The following is a 22,562-nucleotide window of genomic DNA, read 5'->3' on the forward strand; positions in this document are numbered from 1 at the left end:
TGATCCAATAAAATGTTCTTTCTATCTATAGAACATTATATTGGTCAAAATGAGGACGTCAAATCCATTTAATCAGGCATTAAGTAAAAAGACCAATTAAATATACATTCATATTCTTCTGTTGCACGGAGGGCGCTTGCCTCGCCCCATGCCCTCGCCTACACCAGCATGCGCCATGGCTGGCCCCAAAAAAAATCGCAGCCCGAAGGCTGCGATTTTCAAACCTGACAAGACGGCAAATCAGGCGGTCGTGTTGATGTTGCGACCGATGTTCGGGTTGGCCGGAACGGGCGGCAGTGCCTGCAGCACGCCGATTGCCGCGGCAGCCTGGGTATTGAGCGCCTTCTTCAGCATCAGGACATTGACCTGATCCGAAGTCTGCGCCGATGCCATGCTGGTGGCCAACGATGCGATTTGAGAAACATCCATAGACGACTCCTTCGAGGGAAAGTCACCGCCCGGCCGGATTGCGACAGGCAGTATCTGCATAACGGCATTCAAACCTGTTTCTTTACATCAATCAAGAAATTAAAAGGCATGTTTCAAACTTCTTTCATGACACCTTCGGCATTTCCCTAAGGAAATTTTTAAGAAAAGGCAGGCACCGTTAAGGGTTGGACGCCATCCCCACCGATTGTTCACAGCGCGGCCGTAGCGCGTCACTTGTCATCGATGAAACAAAAAAAATCGCATCCCGAGGGATGCGATTCCAGTCCACTACGATGCGTGGCGGCCTGTCTTTGGCCTAGGCGATCGTATTGATGATGCGGCCTATGTTGACATTGGTGGGCAAGCGGCTCACCACCGAAGCGACGCCGACGACGTCGTCCACCGCTTCCTTGGCGACCTTGCCCAGGTCAATGCCGACGGACTGCGCCGCCTTGTCGGCCAGCCAGGCGACTGCGACGCCGCTGGCGATAGTTGCCATCTCCATAGAAACTCCTTCGTTGAAGTGCAACCGGACCATCGCGCAAATCGCCAGTGCATTCGCCGGTTCTTTACGCCATGGGCACATGTGTTAGCGGCAAGCATACCTCCAGCCTTAACAGTGATTGGCAGCTCCTTACCTTAATTTGCAGTTGTTAATTTACACGCGGCGTTGAGGCGCTACACTTCGCCCGCTACACTTGCCGCCTTTGCGCCTTCTGCTTTCAACCAAGATCCAAGATGCTGCCCGCACTCGAACACATCGCCTCCGATCCGCTGTCCACCGAGCTCTCCGGCATCGCCGCGCTGGCCGCATCATTGCGCCCGCCGCGCAAGACCGAGCCGCAGGCCGCCGCCGGCAAGGTGCGCGCCCTCGCCCAACTGCTGCGCGACCGGCCCGAACTTGCTGCCGCCTTGCGCAGCCACCTGCTGCATCTGTTGTCGACGCGCCGGCAGGTCAGCCTTTACACCGACACCGGCATCTTCTCCAACGACGGCTTTTTCCATGAACTGCGCCGACGCATCGCCTATCGCGTGCTCCCGCCGGCGCTGGACGAGCGCAATCTGCAGGACTGCCTGGACATCGTCTTCCCTCATGAAGACGACTACCTGTGGCTGCAGGCCGTGCCGTTCGACGACTGGGAAGCGCTTTGGCAAGCCGTTGCCGGCGCGGCGTTGCCCGAACCGCTGCACCAGGCCAGCGCCAGCGACCGCGGCAAGACGCTCACCGAGCTGCTGCAGGCGATCCAGGTGCTGTCCTACCGGATCAGCGCCATCGGCACGCAACCCGAGCTGGTGCGCGTCTACAGCGACGTCAAGGCCTTCGAATCGCCGTTCCTGATGCAAAACGTGGAGCTGCACGGCTGGCTGGAAAGCTACCGCCGGCGCCTGCAGGACGAGACCGCGCCGATGGAGGACACGCGTCATGTGCTGGTGCTGCTGGACCAGTGCCAGGAAGTGATCGACCGCATCCGCAAGCAGACCCTGCGCATCGGCACCAGCGTCTCGCTGACCTACCGCATGCTGCGCCTGGAACAGACCCTGCAGCGGCTGCGCCAGCTGCTGGCGCTGGCCGAGCCGCATGCGCAGGCAATCACGGCAGCGGACAAGGCGTTGGCCGGCGTCGGCGCCGGTTCTGCGCAGCAGCGCCGCACCGGCCTGGCGCTGGGCCTGGAGCTGGTCGAGGCCCACAACCGCAAGTACACGCTGCGCGGCCTGCTGGCCGGCAATATCAACCTGCTGGCGCGCAATATCACCGAGAACGCCAGCCGCACCGGCGAGCACTACATCGCCGACAACCGCCGCGAGTTCGGCGCCATGTATCGCTCGGCCGCCGGCGCCGGCTTCATCATCGGCTTCATGGCGATGATCAAGATCCTGTTCTCCTACCTGCATGCGGCGCCGCTGGTGGAGGCCTTCCTCTACAGCATGAATTATTCGCTGGGCTTCATGCTGATCCACGTGCTGCACTTCACCGTGGCCACCAAGCAGCCGGCGATGACGGCTTCGCGCATCGCCGCCGACCTGCACCGCAGCGGCGACGGCCGCAACCTCGACATCGACAGCCTGGTGGACGTGATCGTGAAGGTGTTTCGCACCCAGTTCATCGCGGTGCTGGGCAACCTGACGATTGCCTTCCCGGTGGCTTACCTGCTGGCGGCCGGCTACTTCGGGCTGGCCGGCACGCACTTCGTCGATGCGGACAAGGCCGGCCACCTGCTGCACGACCTCGATCCGATCGGCAGCCTGGCGCTGTTCCACGCCGCCATCGCCGGCGTCTGCCTGTTCCTGGCCGGCCTGATCTCGGGTTATTACGACAACAAGGCGCTCTACACCCGCATGGCGCAGCGCGTGGTGCGGGCGCGCTGGCTGACCGGCGTGATCGGCCGGCGCGGCGCGCAAAAGCTGGGGACATACCTGGAGACAGGCCTGGGCGGCCTGATGGGCAACTTCTATTTCGGCATCATGCTGGGCACCATCGGCACCGTCGGTTTCCTGCTGGGCCTGCCGATCGACATCCGCCACATCACCTTCTCGGCGGCCAACCTGGCCATCGCGATGGAGGCGCTGCAATGGCATGTGGGGATGTCCACCTTCGTGCTCAGCGCGGCAGGCGTGCTGGCGGTGGGCGCGGTCAATCTGTGGGTGAGCTTTTCGCTGGCGCTGTTCGTGGCGCTGAGGTCGCGCCAGGTGCGTTTCCGCCAGGGCGGCAAACTGGTGAAGGCCCTGCTCTCACGGCTGCTGAAAAATCCGGGATCTTTCTTCTGGCCGCCGAAGGATCTGCCCGCCGACGCCGCAACGACGGATGAGGCAAGACACCCCTGATGCCTCAGTTGGCCGGCTTGGCCGGCGGCAGCAGCTCCAGCTGTTCGTATACCGAGCTGGCGATGCGCGAGAGCTCATTGCGCGGGATGCCGCCCGAGAGCGCATAGCCGAACTGGCCGTCGATCCAGTAGAACACGTTGACCCTGCCCTCCTGGACAAAGCGGAAGCCGGTGCCCTGGCTTTGCACCTGGTCGCGCGAGACGTACAGCGTCAGGCGCTGGCCGCCGGCGTCCTGATACATGAACTGGGCCACCGGCCCGCTCTGGCCCGGCAGCAGGCGTCCGCCAATCAGGTCGTAGCCCAGCGGCGCCAGCTTGGGCGCGCGCACGTTGGCGCCGATGCGGCGCGACAGCCAGGTGACCAGCGCCTGCTCCTGGTCCGCGCCGACCTCCACCGGACGGCGCAGGTCGGGACTGTAGACGTTGTGCGCCACTGCAGCCTGGCGCGCCAATGTTATAGGCGCCGCCACCATCTGCGATCGCGCGCCGGGCCACCATTGCATGCCGCCCTCACCGCTTGCGTCATGCAACATCCAGCCGCCGACGCCGCCGGCCAGCGCCAGCAGCACCATGGCCGCATGACGCAGCCAGGATGCGCTGTTGGCGGCCTCGCTTTCGTGTCCGGGGCGCGCGCCGAGGCCGGCATCGCCGCGGCGCTCGGCCGATTGCGCAAATCCCGCGAGCCTGGATGGCACCGGCTCGTCCAGCACCTCTCCATACAGGGCCTGCAAGGATTCATTCTGGCGTTGGTAGGCGCGCACGCGCTCCAGCGCATCGCGATGCTCTTGCTCCTGCTCCAGCCACGCGGCGATCTCGCGCGCACGCGCCGACGGCAATTGGCCGTCCACGTAGGCATGCAGTTCGTCTTCCCTGATCACCGGATTGTTCATTTCACCACCTTCAGCGCGGCCGCGCCCCCTGCGCCCGAAGGATCGGGACGCACTTCCCTGCCGCCTTCCATCAACAGGCGCAGCCGCTCGCGAGCGCGCGAGAGCCGCGACATCACCGTCCCCACCGGGATGCCCAGCGTGCCGGCAACGTCTTCATAGCGCATGCCTTCCAGCACCACCAGCAGCAGGATCTCGCGCTGTTCGGCCGGCAGCAGTTGCATGGCCGCCTCCAGATCCAGCGCCAGGCTGCGCTCGGCCGGCATCACATAGGCCGAGGCCAGCTCGGCTTCATCCAGCTCCACCGTCGCCAGCGCGGGCTTGCGACGCTGGTCGGCGTGCAGGTTGTGCATGATGGCGAACAGCCAGGGACGCATGTCGCTGCCGCGCTGCCAGCTGTCCAGCTTGTGCCAGCCGCGCTCCAGCGTGTCCTGCACCAGGTCGTCGGCGTCATTGCGGTCGCCCACCAGGGCGCGAGCATAGCGACGCAGGCGCGGCAGGCAGGCGAGCATCAACTGCTCGTCTTCCTGTCGCATCCGGTCTGGCGCAGCCTTGCGTCCGAACATGGGGGGCGGTTTCCTGTGAGCTTGCCGGCGGGCCTTATTGCTTGACTACGTGCCAGATGTCCTTGAAGTTGTCGCCGGCGCGGTCGCCTGGCTGTTTGTCCTGCTCGTACAGGTACAGCGGCTTGCCTTGGTAGGCCAGCTGGGCGCTGCCGTCGTCGCGGGTCACGGTGGAGTACGGAGCAGCCGGCGTGCCCATCGGGGCGACCGGCGGCCACAGCTTGGCGCAGGGACCGTTGCAGACGCTCTTGCCGCTGTTGGCGGTGTCCTTGTCGAAGGTGTAGACCGTCATGCCCTTGGCATCGACCAGCACGCCGTTCATGGCCTTGACGCCGGCGCTCTGGGCCGAAGCCGGCAGCGAGGCGACGGCGCAGACCAGTGCCGCGACGGACATCAGGGAGGTAGCGAGCAGTTTCATGTCATTTCCTTTCATGATCGGGTTGCGCGGTGTGCCGTACCCATGCCGAGGTATACGAGGCGCCCCGCGCCATTATTCCCGATCCGCCAAAAAATATTTTCCCTGCCGCGCGACCGCCCCGAGCGGCCGGATCAGCGGGTGACGGTATCGCGCTGCATCGGCGCCAACAAGGCCAGCAGACGGTTCTGCGTGTGCGACGGGATGCCGTGCTTGTCCATCGCCAGCTGCAGGTCTTCCACCAGCGCATTGAAATGCGCGTTGGTCAGTTTCAAGCCCTGGTGCACTTCCTTCATCGGGTCGCCGGTATAGGCGCAACCGCCGCCGCTGATCTGGCAGAACTGCTCGACCAGCGTCTTGTCCAGGCGCTCAAGGTTGGTGCCGGCGAAGGTGTGCCTGATGCGGTCGTCCTGCAACATGATGGCGACGAAGTCGGCCACCAGCGGCCGGATTACCGGCAAGCCGCCAAGGTCGTTGAACAGGCTGGGGTCGGCGGTCCTGGCCGGCGCCGTCGCGGCGGTGCCGGAGGCTTCCGGGCTGATCTGGGCAAATGCGGAAGCCGACGCGGCCATGCTCAGCGCCAGCAGAGCCGCCAGCGCGCCGCGGAACATCGTGATATTGCGTGCGGTCATGGGGCTCTCCTCAGAATCCGGCCTGCAGCGACAGGTATGCGCCGTTCTGCCGCTTGGGGTTGTAAATGGTGATGTCGCCCAGCGACACGTAGGCCAACGTGACCGACAGATTCTTGCTGGGGAACCAGGCCAGGAAGGCGTCGTAGTAGTCCTTCTCGTTGTCGGCGCTGAGGTTGCGCGGCTTCATGCGGTATTCGGCGCCGATGGCCAGCTTGCGGTTGATCAGGTAGGCCGCCGAGAATTCGCCCATGGGCTGGTAGCGGTCGTTCTTGTCGCCGCCGAAGCCGAGCAGGCCCATCTGGTTGGCCTTGGTCAGGCGCAACGTGGCGTTGAGCAGCACGCTTTGCTGCAGGAACAGCTTGGTGGCCGCGACGTAATAGTCGATGCCGCTGTCGCTGGCCGCGCCCAGCTGCTTGACGCTGGTGACCGCGCCCAGGCCGCCGATGCCGTTGTTGCGCTTGAACATGACGCCTGCGGCGATCTGCGGCATCCACTGGTCCTGGTTGTAGACGGCGTCGCCGGCCAGCTTGACCTTCACGCCGAAGATGTCCTGGGTGATCTTGAGGCTGTTGAGTGGCGCCAGGCTGCCGTAGAACTCCTGCTTGGCCGCAGAGAGCTCGACCCGGTCCATGATGCCCACGGCCACGCCATACGACTTGAGCGTGTAGTCCTGGGTGGTGACGTAGGTATAGTGCGCGCTGGCCCCGTAGCTGTCGCGCGAGCCGTAGCCGGTGATCAGCGCCCACGGCGTGAGACCGCCGCCGCCGGCGCCTTCGACCTGGATCACGCCGCCGGTGGCGGTGAGCTTGCCCAGGTCCGGCGCCCAGCGGTTGCGCTGTTCCGGTTCGACCGGATCCGGCCCCGCCTGCGCGCCTTGCATGACCTGCTCGGCCTTCTTTTCCTGCGCCGCGTTCCAGGCGCTCTGTTCGGCCGCGCTCATCGGCCCCGCGGCCTGCGCCATGGCCGGCGCCGCCAACACGACCAGGATCGTCCCGGCGGCCAGCGCGATGCTGCCCCTCTTGTGTGCTTGATGCATATTCCCCCCCTCTTGCTTGTTGCGACCGTATTGCTACGATCCGCTACGATCCATCACGCCTGCGGCATAGCATCCCCCCGGATGCGCCGCCGACGCTTTCCCCACAGTCACTTTTACTGATAGTGCGATTGTTTGTTGCGCGACGTCGCGTCAGACCGCGACGTTCTCCGATTGATCCAGCATCGCCGGCGCGCGCCAGCTTTGCATCCATTCCAGGAAGCGCTCGACCGGCATCGGCTTGCCCATGAAGTAACCCTGCCCCTGGTCGCAGCCCATCTGGCGCAGCAGGAACCATACCGCTTCGCTCTCCACGCCCTCGGCCACCACGCGCAGCCCCAGGTTGTGTCCGAGGTCGACGGTGGAGCGCACGATCTTGGCGTCGTCCTGGTCCTGCTCCATTTTCATGACGAAGGATTTGTCGATCTTCAGCTCATCGACCGGCAGGCTCTTGAGATAGGCCAGCGAGGAATAACCGGTGCCGAAATCGTCGATGCCCAGCGCAAAACCCATGCGCGACAGCCGCTCCAGCGTGTTCTGAGCGCGCGCCGGGTCGTCCATGATGGCGCTCTCGGTGATCTCCAGGCAGAACGACTCGGGCGACAGGCGATACGTGTTCAGGATGGTGGCGAAGGTGTTGGGCAGCTCCAGGTCCATCAGGTCGCGGGTGGACAGGTTGACCGAGAACTTCAGGTGGATGCCGCGTCCCTGCAGCTCACCGCACAGGCGCGCCGTCTTCTCCATCATCCAGGTCGTCAGCATGCGGATGAAACCGGTGGTTTCGGCGAAGGGAATGAAATTGTCGGGACCGATGAAGCCCTTCTCCGGATGCACCCAGCGCACCAGCGCCTCGGCCCCGATCACGCCGCCGGAAGCCAGGTTCAGCTTGGGCTGCAGGTACAGCATGAATTCGTCGCGCTCCAGCGCGCGGCGCAGCTCGGAGAGCAGCGACAGGCTTTCCTGGCTGGTCTTGTCGATGGCCGGGTCGTAGACCACCACGCCGCTGCCCTTGCGCTTGGCGGTGTACATCGCCACCTCGACGTGGCTCAACAGCTCGTCGCTGGTCTGCCCGTGGGCGGGGAAACCGGCCACGCCGATGCCCGCGCCCAGGTCCACGGTCTGCTCCTGCAGCGACAGCGGATGCTCCAGCGCGCGCAGCACGCGCATGGCCTGTTCCAACGCTTCGTCATGGTCGGCGCCGGGCAGCAGAATGGCGAATTCGTCGCCGCCCAGGCGCGCCACCTTGGCGTCCGGATGCTGCAGTTGCTCGACCAGGCGATGCGCCACCTGGCGCAGCAGGTCGTCGCCGAAGCTGTGGCCCAGCACATCATTGACCTGCTGGAACCGGTCCAGGTCCAGCATCAGGATATGGCAGGTGCCGTGCGGCACTTCGCGCGCGGCCGCGATCGCGGTCTTGAGCAAGTCGGCGAACTGGGCGCGGTTGGGCAAGTCGGTCAGGTGATCCTGGTACGCCAGGCGGGTGATCTTCAGTTCGCGGGTGGCGATCTCGGTGCGCATGTTCTCAAACGCGCCGGCCAGGCGGCCGATCTCGTCGCGGCGGCGGCGGATGTGCACGCCTTCGCTGTAGTCGCCGGCGCCCAAACGCTTGGCCACGGCCGCCAGCTCACGCAGCGGGCTGGTGATGCGGCGCGCCATCACGGCGCTGGCCAGGGCCGCCACCAGCACGCCGACGATGCTGATGGTCAGCAGGATCACCTGCAGCCGGTGGTAAGGCGCGACCGCTTCGCTCACCGAGCGCTGCAGCACCGCGACCGCTTCCTGCCCGCTGGAGGAGCGCGCCAGCGGCAAGGCCCGGGCGCGGTATTCGTTGCCGTAGATCTGCAGGTCGGCAATGCCCGCGCCCTTCATCGATGGCTGGCTGATTTCCTTGGTCAGCATGCCGGAGGCGTCCGGAGACAGCGTCGACACGTCAGCCGCCCAGCCGGTGGCGCCGCGGTTGCTGACCAGGATCGAGACCTGCAGCGAGGACAGCGCGCGCATGTCGGTGATCAGCTGGCGATCGACCGGGAAGCCCATGACGACCCAGGCGATGGTGACCGGCGCCTTGATCGGCACGGCCACGATCTGGAACAGGCTGTCGCCGACGATGACGTTGTCGGACGCGCCGTTCTCCGCCTCGGGCTTGCGGATCAGCTCCATGCTGCTGCGTTGCAGGTCGGTGTCGGGATATTCGAGGGTGGAGGCGCGGATCTGGCCGTCGGTGCCGATCAGCATCGCCATCGAGGCGCCGATGCGCGCGCCGTGATTGGCCAGTACCGAGTTGATGGTGTCGCGGTCGTCGGTGCCGATGGCCTGGCGAAATCCATAATCGGAAGCCAGCAGACGCGCGCCTTGAGTCAGCTTCTGGGCGTTCTGGTCCAGCAGGCGCACGAACACGCGCTGGCCGATGGCCAGCTCGTCGGTGATGGCGCTGCGCGCATTGCCGTCGATCGCCTTGCGGATGGCGGCGAAGCCGGCCAGCTGCACCACCACGATCAAGACGATGAACAGCGCGACGATCTTGCTTTCCAGACGATACAAACGCACCTGGCTACCCCGCTTCCTTGTTTATCCTAATGAATCCGAATACGTGACATACGTGACGCATGCCTTACAACGGCACCGCCTTGACGTTGAGCTTGACGGCGGCCCGGGCCTCTCCGCCCTGCACCTGCAACGGCTGTTCGAGCGCGGCTTCGTTCTGGGCCATGCGGAAATACCAGACCTTGAGCGTGTACTTGCCATTGCCCATGCCATCGAGCTTGACCGCGCCGCCACGGTCGGTGACGCCGAAGTACGGCGTGTTGACCACCTGCACGTAGGCCACCATCTGGTCGTGGATATTGCAGCCCAGCACCACGGTGCCTGCCTTGTCGAACACGATAGGCGTGCCGGGCGTGCCGGAGTACAGCTTCAGCTCGAAGGTCTTGGCCGGGGAAAAGGAGTAGACCTGGTGGCGCACCGAATCACGGTTGGGGAACAGGATGGGCGTACCCGTCTGCACCACGCTCACCAGCGGGAAAAAGGTCTTGTTCTTCTGCTCGATCTCGGTCTGGCGCAGCGCGTTGGCCGGTACCGGCGCACCCACCGGCTCGGCATACACCACGGCGTTGGGCACCGGTTGGCCGGCCGCGTCCAGCACCTCGACGGTGACCGCCGCGTGCGCCGCGCCGATGGCCAGCATGCCGGCCAATACCGCCGCCCCCTTGCGCCCGGTCAGGCTGATTATTGTGTGCCGCATGATCGATTCAATGAAAGTGTCGGAAGTGGGCGCCTGAGCGATGCGCCTGCTATTGATTTCCGTCCACTATACGGCAGGATGCAAGAAAGAAAATAAGGAAGTTTCTGAGTTGCCGCACAGCACTGCAGAGCTTGTGCGCGCCCCGTGCGCACAAGCTCTGATTTTCCCGGAATACGAGAGCCGGTGGGCGCCTCAGGCCGACGGCGCGTCTTTGCGCTGAGCCGTCAGGTAGCCGATCACGGCCGGCAGGATCTCCGGACGCACGCTACCGGCCGACAAGCCGCCGGGGCCGGTCAGCACGACCGCGTTGATCAGCGCCTTCAACATGCGCTGGATGACGAAGGTGGCCACGTCCAGGTCGGGCGTGGTGATGCTGCCGCGGTGCTTCTCCAGCACGCCGCGGATGGCATCGAAGAAGCGCTGGCGGATCTCGGTGGAGACCGGCAGGTTGTAGGCCGGGAATTCCTCTTCCAGGATGCGATTGAGCTCGGGCTCCACCAGGTGGGCCGCGACCAGGGCGTCGATCAGGGCCTCGAAGTCGCTTTGCAGCGAACCGGCGCCGTCGATGTGCGCCGCGACATCCTCGAACAGCGCCAGCATGCGCGTGACGTGACGTTCGCGCAGCGCGAAGATCAGCGCGTCCTTGTTGGGGAAATACTGGTACAGCGAGCCGACGCTGATGCCGGCCGACTCGGCCACCAGGTTGGTGTTGGTCTTGGCGTAGCCGCGCTCAACCAGCACGCGCGACATGGCGTCGAGGATGGTGTCGACCATGGCGCGCGAACGTGCCTGACGGGGTTCTTTACGGGGTTGCAGTTTCATTTTCAGCTTCAGTAAGGAATTCGCCGGTCTCCGACGCGAATTCGCAACATGAGTTATTGTTCGTATCTCAGAGTATAATACAAAAATGAGTTTTTACTCGCCAGCCACACGGCGGCATTATGCAGCAGACTCGCGTAAATCTTTGTAGGCCGCCGGAGATCCCCTCTCCGCCTGCTTCTGCGCCCGATCCTGCCACGCCCCGCCAAGCGAGATGAAACCGTAACAAGAGATTGCAAAAAAACTCGCATCGCCAAAATTTCATCGTGGAGAATTCTATGAAACGCATCACGTCGCCCGCCTTCCGGCCGCGGGCGATCGCTACTGTTGTCGCCATGATCGGTCTGCTGGGCTTGTCCGGCTGCGCCAGCTTCAGCGGCATCGGCAGCGACAAGAAGCCCGCGCAGGCTTCCGATTTTGCCACGCAACAGAGCTTGTCCAATCCGCAGCAACAAACTGCCGGCCAGTGGCCCGGCAGCGACTGGGTTCGCCAGTTCGGTGACGCCCAGCTTTCCGCGTTGATCGACGAAGCGCTGGCCTCCAGCCCCAACCTGCAGCAGGCCCAGGCGCGCATCGCCGCCGCCGGCGCGATGGCCGAGGCGCGCGGCGCGCCGCTGCTGCCCAACGTCAGCGCGGAAGCCTCATTCACCCGCAACCAGTTCTCGGCCACCACGATCTATCCGGAACCGTACGGCGGCAACTGGTACAACGAGAAGAAGGCCGGCATCAACATTGGCTACGAACTCGATCTGTGGAACAAGAACCACGCCGCCCTCGCACAGGCCATTTCCAGCGAGAAGGCGGCCGAAGCCAGCGAGCAGGAAGCCCGCCTGGCGTTGACCACCTCGATCGTCTCGGCCTACAGCCAGCTGGCCGCACAGTATGCGCTGCATGACATCCTCCAGCGCACCGTCGATCAGCGCGAGTCGCTGCAGAAGATCACCGCCGACCGCGTGCGCACCGGCCTGGATACCCAGATCGAACGCAACCAGTCGCGCAGCAGCAGCGCCGACGCACGCGCCCAGCTTGAACAAAGCGAAGGCCAGATCCTGCTGACCCGCCAGCAGCTCGGCGCACTGACCGGCAAGGGTCCCGACCGCGGCCTGCAACTGGTTGCGCCGCAGATGACACGCCTGACCACGCCGGCGCTGCCGGCCGACCTGCCGCTGAACCTGCTGGGCCGCCGCCCCGACATCGTCGCCGCACGCTGGCAGGTGGAAGCCGCCAGCCACGGCATCGACGTCGCCAAGGCGCGCTTCTATCCGGACATCAACCTGAGCGCGATGATCGGCTTCGATACGCTGATCAACAACAACCCATTCACCGCCGCCAGCAAGAGCATCGCCTACGGCCCGGCGATCTCGCTGCCGATCTTCGAGGGCGGCGCCCTGCGCGCCGGCCTGAAGGGCGAGTACGCGAACTACGACCTGGCCGTGGCGACCTACAACAAGACGCTCAACGACGCCTATGCCGATGTCGCGCGCCAGATCGCCTCGATCAACTCCACCGAGCGCCAGCTGCCGATTCGCCGCGAGGCGCTGGAAGCGGCCGAGCGCGCCTACGACCTGGCCCGCGAGCGCTATCGCATCGGCCTGGTGTCGCAGCTGACGCTGCTCTCGGCCGAGACCGGCGTGCTGGCCCAGCGCCAGGCCATGGTCAACCTGGAAGCGGCGCGCCGCGACCAGCAGGTGGCGCTGTACAAGGCGCTGGGCGGCGGCTTCGACGCCCAGCAGGCGGGCCTGGCGCTGAACGGCCAATCCGGACAGTCCACGCCCCGGCAACCCTGACCCCATGAAAACACCGCCTGCCGCCGGACTCTCATCCAATCCGGCCGGCGACAGGCGCGGCGGGCCGCGTGACAGCGGCGGCGCCCGACAATCGCTTACGAAAAATAAACGGAGTAATCCATGAGTGAAAGCACTACCCCCAACGCCGGCGCTCCCGCGCAGAATGCCAACGGCAAACCCGCCAACGGCAATGGAAACGGCAAACGCAAGCGCCAGTTGTTCCTGCTGACCCTGGTGCTGCTGATCATCGCCGTCGTCTGCTTCCTGTACTGGTTCCTGCACGCCCGCTTCTTCGAGGAAACCGACGACGCTTACGTCGGCGGCAATATCGTGCAGATCTCGGCCCAGGTCGGCGGCACCGTGACCTCGATCAAGGCCGACGACACCCAGATCGTCAAGGCCGGCCAGCAGCTGGTGACGCTGGACGCTGCCGACACCAGGCTGGCGCTGTCGCAAGCCGAGGCCGCGCTGGCCCAGGCCGTGCGCCAGACCCGCCAGCTGTTCCTGAACAACGACACGCTGGCCGCCAACGTCGCCGCGGCCGAATCCAACCTGGCGCGCGCCAAGGACGACATGCAGCGCCGTCAGGCCGGCCTGGCCTCGGGCGCAGTCTCGCAGGAGGATGTCTCGCACGCGCGCGACGCCTTGAAGAGCGCCACCGCCGCACTCGACCAGACCCGCGCCGCCGCCGCCGCCAACCGCGCGCTGACCGACCACACCAGCGTCACCGAGCACCCCAACGTGCTGCAGGCCGCCACCGCCGTGCGCAACGCCTACCTGAACTACGCCCGCGTCAATATCGTGGCGCCGGTCTCGGGCTTCGTCTCCAAGCGCTCGGTGCAGGTCGGTCAGCGCATCGCCGCCGGCAGCCCGCTGATGGCCATCGTGCCGCTGGAACAGATCTGGATCGACGCCAACTTCAAGGAAGGCCAGCTGAAGCACATCCGCATCGGCCAGCCGGTCGAAGTGGTGGCGGACGTCTACGGCTCTGACGTGAAGTACAAGGGCACCATCATCGGCTTCTCGGCCGGTACCGGCGGCGCCTTCTCGCTGCTGCCGGCGCAGAACGCCACCGGCAACTGGATCAAGGTGGTGCAGCGCGTGCCGGTGCGCATCGCGCTGGATCCTGAGCAGGTGCGTGCGCATCCGCTGCGCATCGGCCTGTCCACCACCGCCACCGTCGACATCCACGGCGACGGCAAGCAGCTTGAAGCCGTGCAGACCGACTACCAGACCAAGGTCTACGAAGACCTGGGCAAGCAGGCTGACGCCATCGTCGAGCGCATCATCAGCGACAACGCCAGCGGCCTGCCGCCGAAGAAGAAAGCAGCCGCGCCGGTGGCTGTGCCGCATACCTGATCGGCCGTGCCAAACGGATACTGTCATGGCCAATAGCCCTACTACTCCCTACGCGCCGCCACCGCCCCTGACCGGCGCCAGCCTGGTGCTGGGCACGCTGTCGGTGTCGCTGGCGGTGTTCATGAACGTGCTCGACTCGTCGATCGCGAACGTGGCCATCCCCACGATCTCGGGCAACCTCGGCGTCTCCGTCGACGAAGGCACGTGGGTGATCACCTCCTTCGCGGCGGCCAATGCGATCTCCATCCCGCTGACCGGCTGGCTCACCCAGCGACTGGGCGCGGTGCGCCTGTTCGTCACCTCGGTGCTGCTGTTCGTGCTGGCGTCCTGGCTGTGCGGGCTGGCGCCCACCCTGCCCATCCTGCTGGCCGCGCGCGTGCTGCAAGGCCTGGTGGCAGGACCGATGGTGCCACTGTCGCAGTCGCTGCTGCTGGGCGCTTATCCGAAGTCGAAATCCTCGTTCGCGCTCGCGCTATGGGGCATGACGGCGGTGGTGGCTCCGGTGGCCGGCCCGGCCTTGGGCGGCTGGATCACCGACAGCTACACCTGGCCGTGGATCTTCTACATCAACATCCCGGTGGGCCTGATCGCGGCCGGCGTCACGCTGGCGATCTACCGCTCGCGCGAGACGCCCACGCACAAGCTGCCGATCGACAAGATCGGGCTGGCGCTGCTGGTGACCTGGGTGGCGGCCTTCCAGATCATGCTCGATAAGGGCAAGGACCTGGATTGGTTCTCCTCGCCCACCATCGTCACGCTGGGCATCATCGCTGCGATCGCCTTCGCCTACTTCGTGGTGTGGGAGCTCAACAACGACCATCCGGTGGTGGACCTGCGCCTGTTCGGCCGGCGCAATTTCGCCGGCGGCACCATCGCGATCTCGATCGGTTACGGCGTGTTCTTCGGCAACCTGGTGATCCTGCCGCAGTGGCTGCAGCAATACCTCGGCTACCGCTCCATCGACTCCGGGCTGTCGACCGCGCCGATCGGTATCTTTGCGGTGATCCTGATGCCGCTGATCGGGCGTTTCCTGCCGATGGTGGACGCCCGCAAGGTGGCCACCGCCTCCTTCATCGGCTTCGCCTTCGTGTTCTGGCTGCGCTCGCATTACAACCTGGACGTGGACCAGGTGACGGTGATCCTGCCCACGCTACTGCAGGGCATCCCGACGGCGATGTTCTTCGTGCCGCTCACGGTGCTGCTGCTGTCGGGCCTGCCGCCGGAGCGCATCCCGGCCGCCGCCGGCCTGTCGTCCTTCGTGCGCGTGTTCTGCGGCGCGGTGGGCACCTCGATCTCGACCACCGCGTGGAACAACCGCACCATCATGCACCACGCGCAGCTGACCGAGCACGCCACGCCTTACAGCCCCTGGCTGCAACAGACCTTCAGCAACATCAGCAGCGTGCTGGGCCTGAACCAGGAGCAGACCGCCGGCATGGTGGAGCGCACCATCACCTTTCAGGCGGCGATGCTGGGCATCAACGACATCTTCTATGTGTCGGCGGTAATCTTCCTGGTGATCATCCCGCTGATCTGGATCATCAAGCCCTCCAAGGGCGGCGCCGGCGCAGCGGAGGCCTCGGCCGCGCACTGAGCATCCAAACAGTTTCACCGCGCCAATGAAAAAGCGCCGGTCCTTGCGGATCGGCGCTTTTTTCTTGCCCGGCGACCGGCGACACTCAGCCCGCCAGCACCTTGTGGTGGAAGCGGATGTGATCTTCCATGAAGGTGGAGATGAAGTAGTAGCCGTGGTCGTAGCCCTCATGCCGGCGCAAGGTCAGCGGCTGCGAGGCGGCCTTGCAGGCAGCCTCGAACTCCTCCGGCAACAGTTGCTCGGCGAGGAATTTGTCGGACAGGCCCTGGTCGATCAGGATGCCCTGCGGATACGGCGAACGCAGGCCGCGCATCAGTTCGCTGGCGTCATACTGCTTCCACGCCTCGCGATCCGCGCCCAGGTAGTTGCCGAAGGCCTTGTGCCCCCACGGGCACTTGGTCGGCGCGGCGATCGGCGCGAACGCCGAAACCGAGCGATAGATGTCGCGATTGCGCAGCGCCAGTGTCAGCGCGCCGTGGCCACCCATCGAGTGGCCGAAGATGCCGATGCGTTGCGGGTCTGCCGGGAATTCGCGCAGCACCGCTTCGCGCAGGCAATGCACCACGTAGGAGTACATGCGGTAGTTCTTCTCCCACGGCGGCTGGATGGCGTCAACGTAAAAGCCGGCGCCCACGCCAAAGTCCCAGCTGTCGCTCTCGCCTTCGATGTTGGCGCCGCGCGGGCTGGTGTCGGGCGCCACCAGGATGATGCCCAGCTCGGCCGCCACACGCTGCGCGCCGGCCTTGATCATGAAGGTTTCTTCGGTGCAGGTCAGGCCGGCCAGGTAGAACAGCACCGGCAGTTTGGCGCCGGCCTTGGCCTGCGGCGGCACGAAGACCGAGAAGCGCATTGGCAGGCCGATCTCGGCCGACTCATGACGGTAATAGCCTTGGACGCCGCCAAAGCAGGCGTGTTCGCTGATGGTTTCCAGCATGCTCTCTCCTTTTCTCAACATCCGGCCTGCAGGCCAACGCCACCGACGCCCAAGCGCTTGCCCGCGAGCGATCGCGCTACCAAGCTTGCTCTTGTCTTCATAGGACGTTGTCCTTTCTCAATAGTGGGTGGATCGACGCCGATTACTAACGCGCTGATGCCGACCTGAAACAGGCCGGTATTATCGCATTGCAAACACAAGCCCGCCGACCGGGCCGCGCAAGCCGCGCCTGAAAATCTTTCCGCGCGTCATGAAATCCTTGGCGACCTGCGCGCAAGCACGGCATTTCCCGTCGGACGATAATGACAAAGCCCGCCGCTTGCGGTAATGTTCAACCAAATAAAAGTATCCGGCAGCACGTATCCAGGAAGCACTCAAAGTTACGTTTTTTGCTGCATGGGAGGCGTATCACACTCAAGGTTTTCGCAACCGGGCCGTTACCCTGTGACGCAGCGTCCGCTTCGGGCGCGCAGCCGGTGGATCGATATCGTGTCCGGCTGCATCGGCGGTGTCAACAGGGGTTGCTGCAGCAGCCTTGTCAGCGCAAACATCGGGCGTGCCAACGGCCATCCTCCTCGATGCAAGCCGGGCGTGGACAGAAAACAGACAGACGCATGCTGTCCGTTAGATAAAGACCAACAAAAACCATCTGGCTGGACGGATAGTGGCATACTGCCAATTTGCTTGCCTCAAATTGACGGTGGCGACGTAACTTGAACGTAAGTACGTTGCCGTACCGCAAGCCGGCGACAAATCGCGAGTGCGCGCTGTCGAAATGAGCATCCGGCGTGTGCCGGAAGTACAGGGGCTGCGGCGGGGAGCTGCATGGCGACATGGTCTTGACAGGTTTTTGCGATATTCGTCTACATGGGAAAACAGAATAAAACGGCCGGACGTGCGGGCTACACCCTCAAGACCCTGTTGCTGTTCGTCGCGTTCGTCGGCTCGTTCATCGTCATCCAGACCTGGTGGGAAGTCCGCCAGGATCGCCTGCTCACCATCGACGCCGAAAAGACCAGCTCCATGGTGGCCGTGCGCAGCGTGCAGGAGCACGCCGAGCGCGCTTTCCGCAGCCTCGACAACATCCTGCTGGCCAGCTCCGACGCGATCCGCAATTCCGACCGTGACCTGACCCAGGACGACCAGGCGCTCTATCAGCTGCTGAGCAGCCAGAAGCAGCGCCAGCAAGCCATCCTCGCCATACGCTACGTCGACCGCAACGGCGTGACGCGCGCCAGCTCGCTGCGTCCGATGGACCAGGAAACCGTGCCGGAAGACCAGAACCTGAAATACATCGACCGCAACCCGGCGCGCCCGCGCCTGTTCGTCGGCCGCCTCATGCGCAGCCGCAGCAACCAGGAGCTGGTGCTGCCGGTGGCCATGAACCTGTATGACCGCACCGCCCATCCGGCCGGCATGCTGGTGGCCGAGCTGCGCGCCGCGCACTTCTTCGACTTCTACAAGCGCATCACCAACTATGAGGCGATCGTCTCGCTGCGCAGCGAAGACGGCTCGATGATGATCCGCTCGCCCTTCGAGGAACGCTGGCTCAATACCAGCATGGCCGACGCCAAGAGCATGGCGCGCATCCGCAGCGGCGCGGAGGAAGGCGGTTTCGAGGAAAACTCCTATCTCACCGGCGAACAGCTGCTGTTCACCTACAAGCGCCTGCAGGACTGGCCGATGGTGGTGGTCTACGCGCGCCGCATGAGCGATGTGCTGGCGCCGTGGCGCAGCCGCACCGAGAACCGCATTCTGCTGACCACCGGCATCCTCGGGTTCATCCTGATTGCGCTGATCTCTTTCCTGGTCTATTACCGCTACCAGCGTCGCCTGGACAACGCGCTGACCGTCAGCGAATACCGTTATCGCAAGCTCTACGAGGAAGGCACAGACCCCATCGTGCTGATCTCGGCCGACCTTCGTTATCTCGACTGCAACGTCGCCGCGGTGCGCTTCTTCGGCGTGCCGGACAAAGAGCGCATCATCGGCCGCAAGGTCGGCCTGTTCTCGCGCCAGAAATCGGTGCACATCGAGCAGCCCGACATTGACGAGCTGGTCGCCAAGGCGCTGGCCGGGCAACCGCAGCAGTTCGAGTGGGTGACGGTGCGCCGCAACAAGATCATCTATACCGACGTCACCCTGAACCGCGCCGAGCTGGACCGCGGCTACGCGATCTTCGCCATCCTGCGCGACATCAGCGCCCGCAAGCGCGCCGAGCTGCTGCAAAGCGAACAGAATCGCGTGCTGCACATGGTGATGGCAGATGAAGACCTGGACACCATCCTCTCCGAAATCGTCTCCTTCGCCGACTCGCAGGTGCCCTACAGCGCCTGCTGCGTGCTGCTGGTCAACGACCAGGCCACGCACTTCACCTCCATCCTGAGCCATCGCCATCCGGAAAGCCTGCTGCGCCAGATGCAGGGCATGGCGATCCGCCACGGCAACGGCGTGGGCGCCGAGGCCGCGCTGCGCCGCGCGCCGTGCATCGTCACCGACATTGCGCGCGACCCGATGGTGGAGCACCTGCGCCCCCTGATCGACGCCGAGGTCTACCCTTCCTGCGGCGCCTGGCCCATCATCGGCAAGGAAGGCCAGCTGCTGGGTGTGTTCTCCGCCCTGCTCAAGGAAAACCAGGCGCCCAGCACCGAATATTTGCAGCTGGCCAACATCGCCGCCGACCTCGCCAGCGTGGCCATTGAAAGTCGCCGCGCCGACGAGCGCATCCGCCACCTGGCGCACTACGACGAGCTGACCGGCCTGCCCAACCGTTTTCTGTGCACCCAGCACGTATCCAACGCGATCACCCATGCCGAGCACCGCGACGGCATGGTGGCGGTGTTCCTGCTCGACCTGGATCGCTTCAAGAACATCAACGACACTTTCGGCCACGAGACCGGCGAGGCGGTGCTGCAGGAAATCGCTCAGCGCTTCCGCAACAGCCTGCGCGAACTTGACATTCTGGCGCGCGTGGGCGGCGACGAATTCATCGTGCTGGTGGACGACTTCGACGATCCGTTGCAATTGGGCGAGATCGCCCAGAAACTGCTGGCCGAAGCGCGCAAACCCTTCATCATTGACGGCCAGGAAGCCACGCTCTCCGCCAGTATCGGCATCGCCACTTACCCCGGCGACGGAGGCAACGCGCAGGCGCTGATCAAGAACGCAGACATCGCGATGTACCGCGCCAAGCATCACGGCAAGGACGACTACCGCTTCTTCTCCGACGAGATCAACACCAACACGGTGGAGCGCATCGCGCTGGAGTCCGAGCTGCGGCGCGCCATCGAGCGCAGCGAATTCGTGGTGCATTACCAGCCCAAGATCAACCTGGCCAGCGCGCGCATCGTCGGCGCCGAGGCACTGGTGCGCTGGCAACACCCGGTGCGCGGCCTGCTGCCGCCCGGGGAATTCATTACCCTGGCCGAGGAGACCCGCCTGATCGAGCAGATCGGCCTGGCCGTGCTGGACGTGGCGTGTCGCGACATGGGGCAGTTGTTGGCCCGCGGGCTGGAGTTCGGCCGCGTGTCGATCAACCTGACCGGCAGCCAGTTCGGCGACGAGAACCTGCTGGAAGACATCAAGCGCGTGGTCGAGAACCACGGCACGCCGCCGACCTGCCTGGAATTTGAAATCACCGAGAGCATGGTGATGCACAACCGCGACCAGGCCATCGCCATCATGGACGGCATCCGCGCCGAGGGCTTCACCATCTCGATCGACGACTTCGGCACCGGTTACTCCTCGCTGGCTTACCTGAAACGTTTCCCGGTCAACACGCTGAAGATCGACAAGTCCTTCATCAACGACATCCCGGACGATCCGAACGGCAGCGCCATCGTGCAGGCCATCATTGCCATGGGCCACGCGCTGAACCTGAAGGTGGTCACCGAGGGCGTGGAAACCGAAAAGCAGCTCAAGGCGCTGCGCGAGTTCGGCTCCGACGAATACCAGGGCTATTACTTCAGCAAGCCGGTGCCTTATGCGCAGTTCCTGCAGTTGCTGCTGCAGCAGCATGCGCCGCAGGTGACGGAAGAAGATGCCCGGCCCTTGCTGCAGGCGGGCAGCAAGCTGCTGTAAGGCGTTGCGGCGGGAAACGTGGAATACTTGGGCGGACATCACGCAAGGATCGCCATCATGCCGCGTTCACCATCCCATCTCCTGCTTCGCGCTGCGCTGCTGAGCGTAGCGACACTGCTTGCCAACCCCGCCGTCCACGCGCAAGCGAACGCCGACACCGTGGAGCTGCCGCTGATCTCCGGCTGGTACGAAGGCAAACCGGTGCGCTACGTGACCACGGACGTATCGGACCAGAAAGCCGCGGCCGAGATGCAGGCCAACTACGTCCCGCGCCTGGCCAACGCCATCCTGCCGCAGCCGGCCTCGCCGGGCGGCAAAAGCGCGGTGGAACGCATCTATTCCTTCGTCAACTTCCGCCAGGGCGGCGTGCTGCCCTCGGTGCCCAATCCCACCGGCAGCGGCAACGCCGATCCCAACTACTCGCCGTTGTGGCAGGTGCACCGGGTGATCTGGCAAGCGGGCAGGACGCCGCGCCTGTTGACCTCGGAAGAGCAAATCCTCGCCGCCGAAGAAGGCGGAGACGTGAAGATCGAGAAGACCGGCATCATCGTCAATTGCCCGGTGGTCATTTCCGAATTCGGCAGCCTGCCGGGCATTCACGTCAGGCCGGGCGGCAGCGCGCAACGCTGACGCCGTTGACCGGCGGCGTTATCTGGACGTCAGCCGGTCCACCTTGTAGAGCGCCGGGAACAGGCGCATCCACAGCAGCACGATGCAGATGGTGCCGATACCGCCGATCAGCACTGCCGGCACCGCGCCGAACCAGGCGGCGGTCAGCCCCGACTCGAACTCCCCCAGCTGGTTGGACGTGCCGATGAAGACCGAATTGACGGCCGAGACGCGGCCGCGCATGTCGTCCGGCGTCTCCAATTGAACGAAGGATGAACGCACCACCACGCTGATCATGTCGGACGCGCCCAGCACCACCAGCGCCAGCAAGGAGATCGCGAACGAAGTCGACAAGCCGAACACGATGGTGGCCAGGCCGAACACCCCGACCGCGATGAACATGGTGCGCCCCACCCGGCCGCCCAGCGGATTGCGCGCTAGGAACAGCGCCACCGCCAGCGCGCCCACAGCCGGCGCCGAGCGCAACAGGCCGAGGCCGGCCGAATCGGTATGAAGAATGTCGTGCGCATACACCGGCAGCAAGGCGGTGGCGCCGCCCAGCAGCACCGCGAACATGTCCAGCGAGATGGCGCCGAAGATGGCCGGCTTGCTGCGGATGAACGCCAGGCCGGCGAACACCGAAGACAAGCTGGCGCCGGTCGGCTTGCCCGGCGCGGCCGCCGCCTGCGGCGGTCGCTTGATCAGCGTCAGCAGCAGGCTGCAGACGGCGAACAGCACGCAGCTGCTGGCATACACCACGGCCGGGCCGGCCACGTACAGGAAACCGCCCACCGCCGGGCCGATGATGATGGCGAACTGCGTCGCCGAGGCCGATCCGGCAACGGCGCGCGGCAGCAACGCCGGCGGCATCAGGCTTGGCAACATGGCCGACATGGTGGGCTTGGAAAAGGCGCGTCCGGCGCCGATGATGAACACGATGGCGAAGATGATCTCGCGATTGAGCCAGCCGCCGATGCTGCCCAGCGCCAGCAACGCGGCCGCCAACGCCTCCACCAGCGCCGAGACGCGGGCGACGTTACGGCGGTCGTGCTTGTCGGCGACGTGCCCGACCACGAACACCAGGAACAGCGACGGGATGAACTGCACCAGGCCGACGATGCCAAGGTCGAAGGCGCTGTGCGTGAGCTGGTAGACCTGCCAGCCGACGGCGACGATCTGCATCTGCAATGCGATGGTGGAGGCCACGCTGGCGCACCAGAACAGCTTGAACGGCGTGTGATGGCGCAAGGGCCGGCTGTCCGGCGACGGCGCCGGGGCGGAAGAGGAAGTGGATGACATGAGCGGTAAGGCGTAAGAAAGACGTTATTGGCGTTTTATGGATCGTTATTGGCGTTGCT

The 22,562-nt window shown here is 64.8% G+C and carries 18 protein-coding genes; 6 read left to right on the forward strand and 12 right to left on the reverse strand.

Translation table 11 applies throughout. From position 1 onward, the window contains the following. Window positions 1-240: 240 nt before the first annotated feature. Window positions 241-429 carry a YjfB family protein gene (locus J8I26_RS15245; protein WP_209607959.1) on the reverse strand — a complete coding sequence of 63 codons (189 nt, stop codon included), beginning with the start codon at window positions 427-429 and terminating at the stop codon, window positions 241-243. 316 nt (window positions 430-745) lie between these two features. Further along, window positions 746-934: a hypothetical protein gene (locus J8I26_RS15250; protein WP_209607960.1), complete on the reverse strand. Its 189-nt coding sequence runs from the start codon at window positions 932-934 to the stop codon at window positions 746-748. Between the two features lie 233 nt (window positions 935-1,167). Here J8I26_RS15250 and J8I26_RS15255 point away from each other — a divergent pair, with 233 nt between their 5' ends. Continuing rightward, a complete protein-coding gene (locus tag J8I26_RS15255; RefSeq protein WP_209607961.1) occupies window positions 1,168-3,252 on the forward strand; it encodes a site-specific recombinase in 2,085 nt (694 codons plus the stop codon). Window positions 3,253-3,256: 4 nt separating this feature from the next. Here the strand turns inward: J8I26_RS15255 and J8I26_RS15260 are convergent, their stop codons facing one another. The 8 genes from J8I26_RS15260 to J8I26_RS15295 all read right to left on the reverse strand — a co-directional run bounded on the left by J8I26_RS15260 (window position 3,257) and on the right by J8I26_RS15295 (window position 10,844). Then, window positions 3,257-4,141 carry an anti-sigma factor gene (locus J8I26_RS15260; RefSeq protein ID WP_209607962.1) on the reverse strand — a complete coding sequence of 295 codons (885 nt, stop codon included), beginning with the start codon at window positions 4,139-4,141 and terminating at the stop codon, window positions 3,257-3,259. Next, the gene (locus tag J8I26_RS15265; RefSeq protein ID WP_209607963.1) at window positions 4,138-4,704 is read right to left on the reverse strand and encodes an RNA polymerase sigma factor; all 567 of its coding nucleotides are present in this window, start codon (window positions 4,702-4,704) and stop codon (window positions 4,138-4,140) included. The genes J8I26_RS15260 and J8I26_RS15265 overlap by 4 nt, the downstream gene beginning before the upstream one ends. A gap of 34 nt (window positions 4,705-4,738) precedes the next feature. After that, complete coding sequence (locus J8I26_RS15270) at window positions 4,739-5,119, reverse strand: hypothetical protein (protein ID WP_209607964.1); 381 nt, start codon at window positions 5,117-5,119, stop codon at window positions 4,739-4,741. Between the two features lie 131 nt (window positions 5,120-5,250). Further along, complete coding sequence (locus J8I26_RS15275) at window positions 5,251-5,748, reverse strand: group 1 truncated hemoglobin (protein ID WP_245200344.1); 498 nt, start codon at window positions 5,746-5,748, stop codon at window positions 5,251-5,253. Window positions 5,749-5,758: 10 nt separating this feature from the next. Beyond that, entirely contained in the window at window positions 5,759-6,628 is an 870-nt protein-coding gene (locus J8I26_RS15280) for a DUF3034 family protein (RefSeq protein ID WP_245200361.1), read from the reverse strand. 306 nt (window positions 6,629-6,934) lie between these two features. Next, window positions 6,935-9,328, reverse strand: coding sequence for an EAL domain-containing protein (locus tag J8I26_RS15285; protein WP_209607965.1), 2,394 nt, complete (start codon window positions 9,326-9,328; stop codon window positions 6,935-6,937). Between the two features lie 64 nt (window positions 9,329-9,392). Then, complete coding sequence (locus J8I26_RS15290; RefSeq protein WP_245200363.1) at window positions 9,393-9,965, reverse strand: methylamine utilization protein; 573 nt, start codon at window positions 9,963-9,965, stop codon at window positions 9,393-9,395. A gap of 249 nt (window positions 9,966-10,214) precedes the next feature. Continuing rightward, on the reverse strand, window positions 10,215-10,844 hold the full coding sequence (locus J8I26_RS15295; protein WP_209607967.1) for a TetR/AcrR family transcriptional regulator: 630 nt from the start codon (window positions 10,842-10,844) through the stop codon (window positions 10,215-10,217). A 275-nt stretch (window positions 10,845-11,119) separates the two neighbouring features. On the opposite strand from J8I26_RS15295, the gene J8I26_RS15300 reads away from it, so the two are divergent. From J8I26_RS15300 to J8I26_RS15310, 3 genes are all read left to right on the forward strand, one after another. Then, window positions 11,120-12,628, forward strand: coding sequence for an efflux transporter outer membrane subunit (locus tag J8I26_RS15300; RefSeq protein WP_209607968.1), 1,509 nt, complete (start codon window positions 11,120-11,122; stop codon window positions 12,626-12,628). Window positions 12,629-12,748: 120 nt separating this feature from the next. After that, a complete protein-coding gene (locus J8I26_RS15305; RefSeq protein ID WP_209607969.1) occupies window positions 12,749-13,987 on the forward strand; it encodes an HlyD family efflux transporter periplasmic adaptor subunit in 1,239 nt (412 codons plus the stop codon). Between the two features lie 25 nt (window positions 13,988-14,012). Next, window positions 14,013-15,581: a DHA2 family efflux MFS transporter permease subunit gene (locus J8I26_RS15310; protein ID WP_209607970.1), complete on the forward strand. Its 1,569-nt coding sequence runs from the start codon at window positions 14,013-14,015 to the stop codon at window positions 15,579-15,581. Between the two features lie 85 nt (window positions 15,582-15,666). Here J8I26_RS15310 and fghA read toward each other — a convergent pair whose 3' ends face one another. Next, on the reverse strand, window positions 15,667-16,515 hold the full coding sequence (fghA, locus tag J8I26_RS15315) for an S-formylglutathione hydrolase (protein ID WP_209607971.1): 849 nt from the start codon (window positions 16,513-16,515) through the stop codon (window positions 15,667-15,669). 867 nt (window positions 16,516-17,382) lie between these two features. Between fghA and J8I26_RS15320 the strand changes: the two genes are divergently transcribed. Both J8I26_RS15320 and J8I26_RS15325 read left to right on the forward strand, forming a co-directional pair. Continuing rightward, window positions 17,383-20,595: an EAL domain-containing protein gene (locus J8I26_RS15320; RefSeq protein ID WP_209607972.1), complete on the forward strand. Its 3,213-nt coding sequence runs from the start codon at window positions 17,383-17,385 to the stop codon at window positions 20,593-20,595. 57 nt (window positions 20,596-20,652) lie between these two features. After that, on the forward strand, window positions 20,653-21,225 hold the full coding sequence (locus J8I26_RS15325) for a hypothetical protein (RefSeq protein ID WP_209607973.1): 573 nt from the start codon (window positions 20,653-20,655) through the stop codon (window positions 21,223-21,225). Window positions 21,226-21,243: 18 nt separating this feature from the next. Here J8I26_RS15325 and J8I26_RS15330 read toward each other — a convergent pair whose 3' ends face one another. Continuing rightward, entirely contained in the window at window positions 21,244-22,503 is a 1,260-nt protein-coding gene (locus J8I26_RS15330; RefSeq protein WP_209607974.1) for an MFS transporter, read from the reverse strand. Window positions 22,504-22,562: the final 59 nt, after the last annotated feature.

It is taken from the genome of Herbaspirillum sp. LeCh32-8 (assembly GCF_017814915.1).
In the GTDB taxonomy this organism is placed as follows: domain Bacteria; phylum Pseudomonadota; class Gammaproteobacteria; order Burkholderiales; family Burkholderiaceae_D; genus Herbaspirillum.

What these genes read in the sequence shown, in the direction of transcription:
- J8I26_RS15245 (WP_209607959.1), bottom strand. Translation starts at nt 429, where the DNA reads ATGGATGTTTCTCAAATCGCATCGTTGGCCACCAGCATGGCATCGGCG.
- J8I26_RS15250 (WP_209607960.1), bottom strand. Translation starts at nt 934, where the DNA reads ATGGAGATGGCAACTATCGCCAGCGGCGTCGCAGTCGCCTGGCTGGCC.
- J8I26_RS15255 (WP_209607961.1), top strand. Translation starts at nt 1,168, where the DNA reads ATGCTGCCCGCACTCGAACACATCGCCTCCGATCCGCTGTCCACCGAG.
- J8I26_RS15260 (WP_209607962.1), bottom strand. Translation starts at nt 4,141, where the DNA reads ATGAACAATCCGGTGATCAGGGAAGACGAACTGCATGCCTACGTGGAC.
- J8I26_RS15265 (WP_209607963.1), bottom strand. Translation starts at nt 4,704, where the DNA reads ATGTTCGGACGCAAGGCTGCGCCAGACCGGATGCGACAGGAAGACGAG.
- J8I26_RS15270 (WP_209607964.1), bottom strand. Translation starts at nt 5,119, where the DNA reads ATGAAACTGCTCGCTACCTCCCTGATGTCCGTCGCGGCACTGGTCTGC.
- J8I26_RS15275 (WP_245200344.1), bottom strand. Translation starts at nt 5,748, where the DNA reads ATGACCGCACGCAATATCACGATGTTCCGCGGCGCGCTGGCGGCTCTG.
- J8I26_RS15280 (WP_245200361.1), bottom strand. Translation starts at nt 6,628, where the DNA reads ATGCAAGGCGCGCAGGCGGGGCCGGATCCGGTCGAACCGGAACAGCGC.
- J8I26_RS15290 (WP_245200363.1), bottom strand. Translation starts at nt 9,965, where the DNA reads ATGCTGGCCATCGGCGCGGCGCACGCGGCGGTCACCGTCGAGGTGCTG.
- J8I26_RS15295 (WP_209607967.1), bottom strand. Translation starts at nt 10,844, where the DNA reads ATGAAACTGCAACCCCGTAAAGAACCCCGTCAGGCACGTTCGCGCGCC.
- J8I26_RS15300 (WP_209607968.1), top strand. Translation starts at nt 11,120, where the DNA reads ATGAAACGCATCACGTCGCCCGCCTTCCGGCCGCGGGCGATCGCTACT.
- J8I26_RS15305 (WP_209607969.1), top strand. Translation starts at nt 12,749, where the DNA reads ATGAGTGAAAGCACTACCCCCAACGCCGGCGCTCCCGCGCAGAATGCC.
- J8I26_RS15310 (WP_209607970.1), top strand. Translation starts at nt 14,013, where the DNA reads ATGGCCAATAGCCCTACTACTCCCTACGCGCCGCCACCGCCCCTGACC.
- fghA (WP_209607971.1), bottom strand. Translation starts at nt 16,515, where the DNA reads ATGCTGGAAACCATCAGCGAACACGCCTGCTTTGGCGGCGTCCAAGGC.
- J8I26_RS15320 (WP_209607972.1), top strand. Translation starts at nt 17,383, where the DNA reads ATGGGAAAACAGAATAAAACGGCCGGACGTGCGGGCTACACCCTCAAG.
- J8I26_RS15325 (WP_209607973.1), top strand. Translation starts at nt 20,653, where the DNA reads ATGCCGCGTTCACCATCCCATCTCCTGCTTCGCGCTGCGCTGCTGAGC.
- J8I26_RS15330 (WP_209607974.1), bottom strand. Translation starts at nt 22,503, where the DNA reads ATGTCATCCACTTCCTCTTCCGCCCCGGCGCCGTCGCCGGACAGCCGG.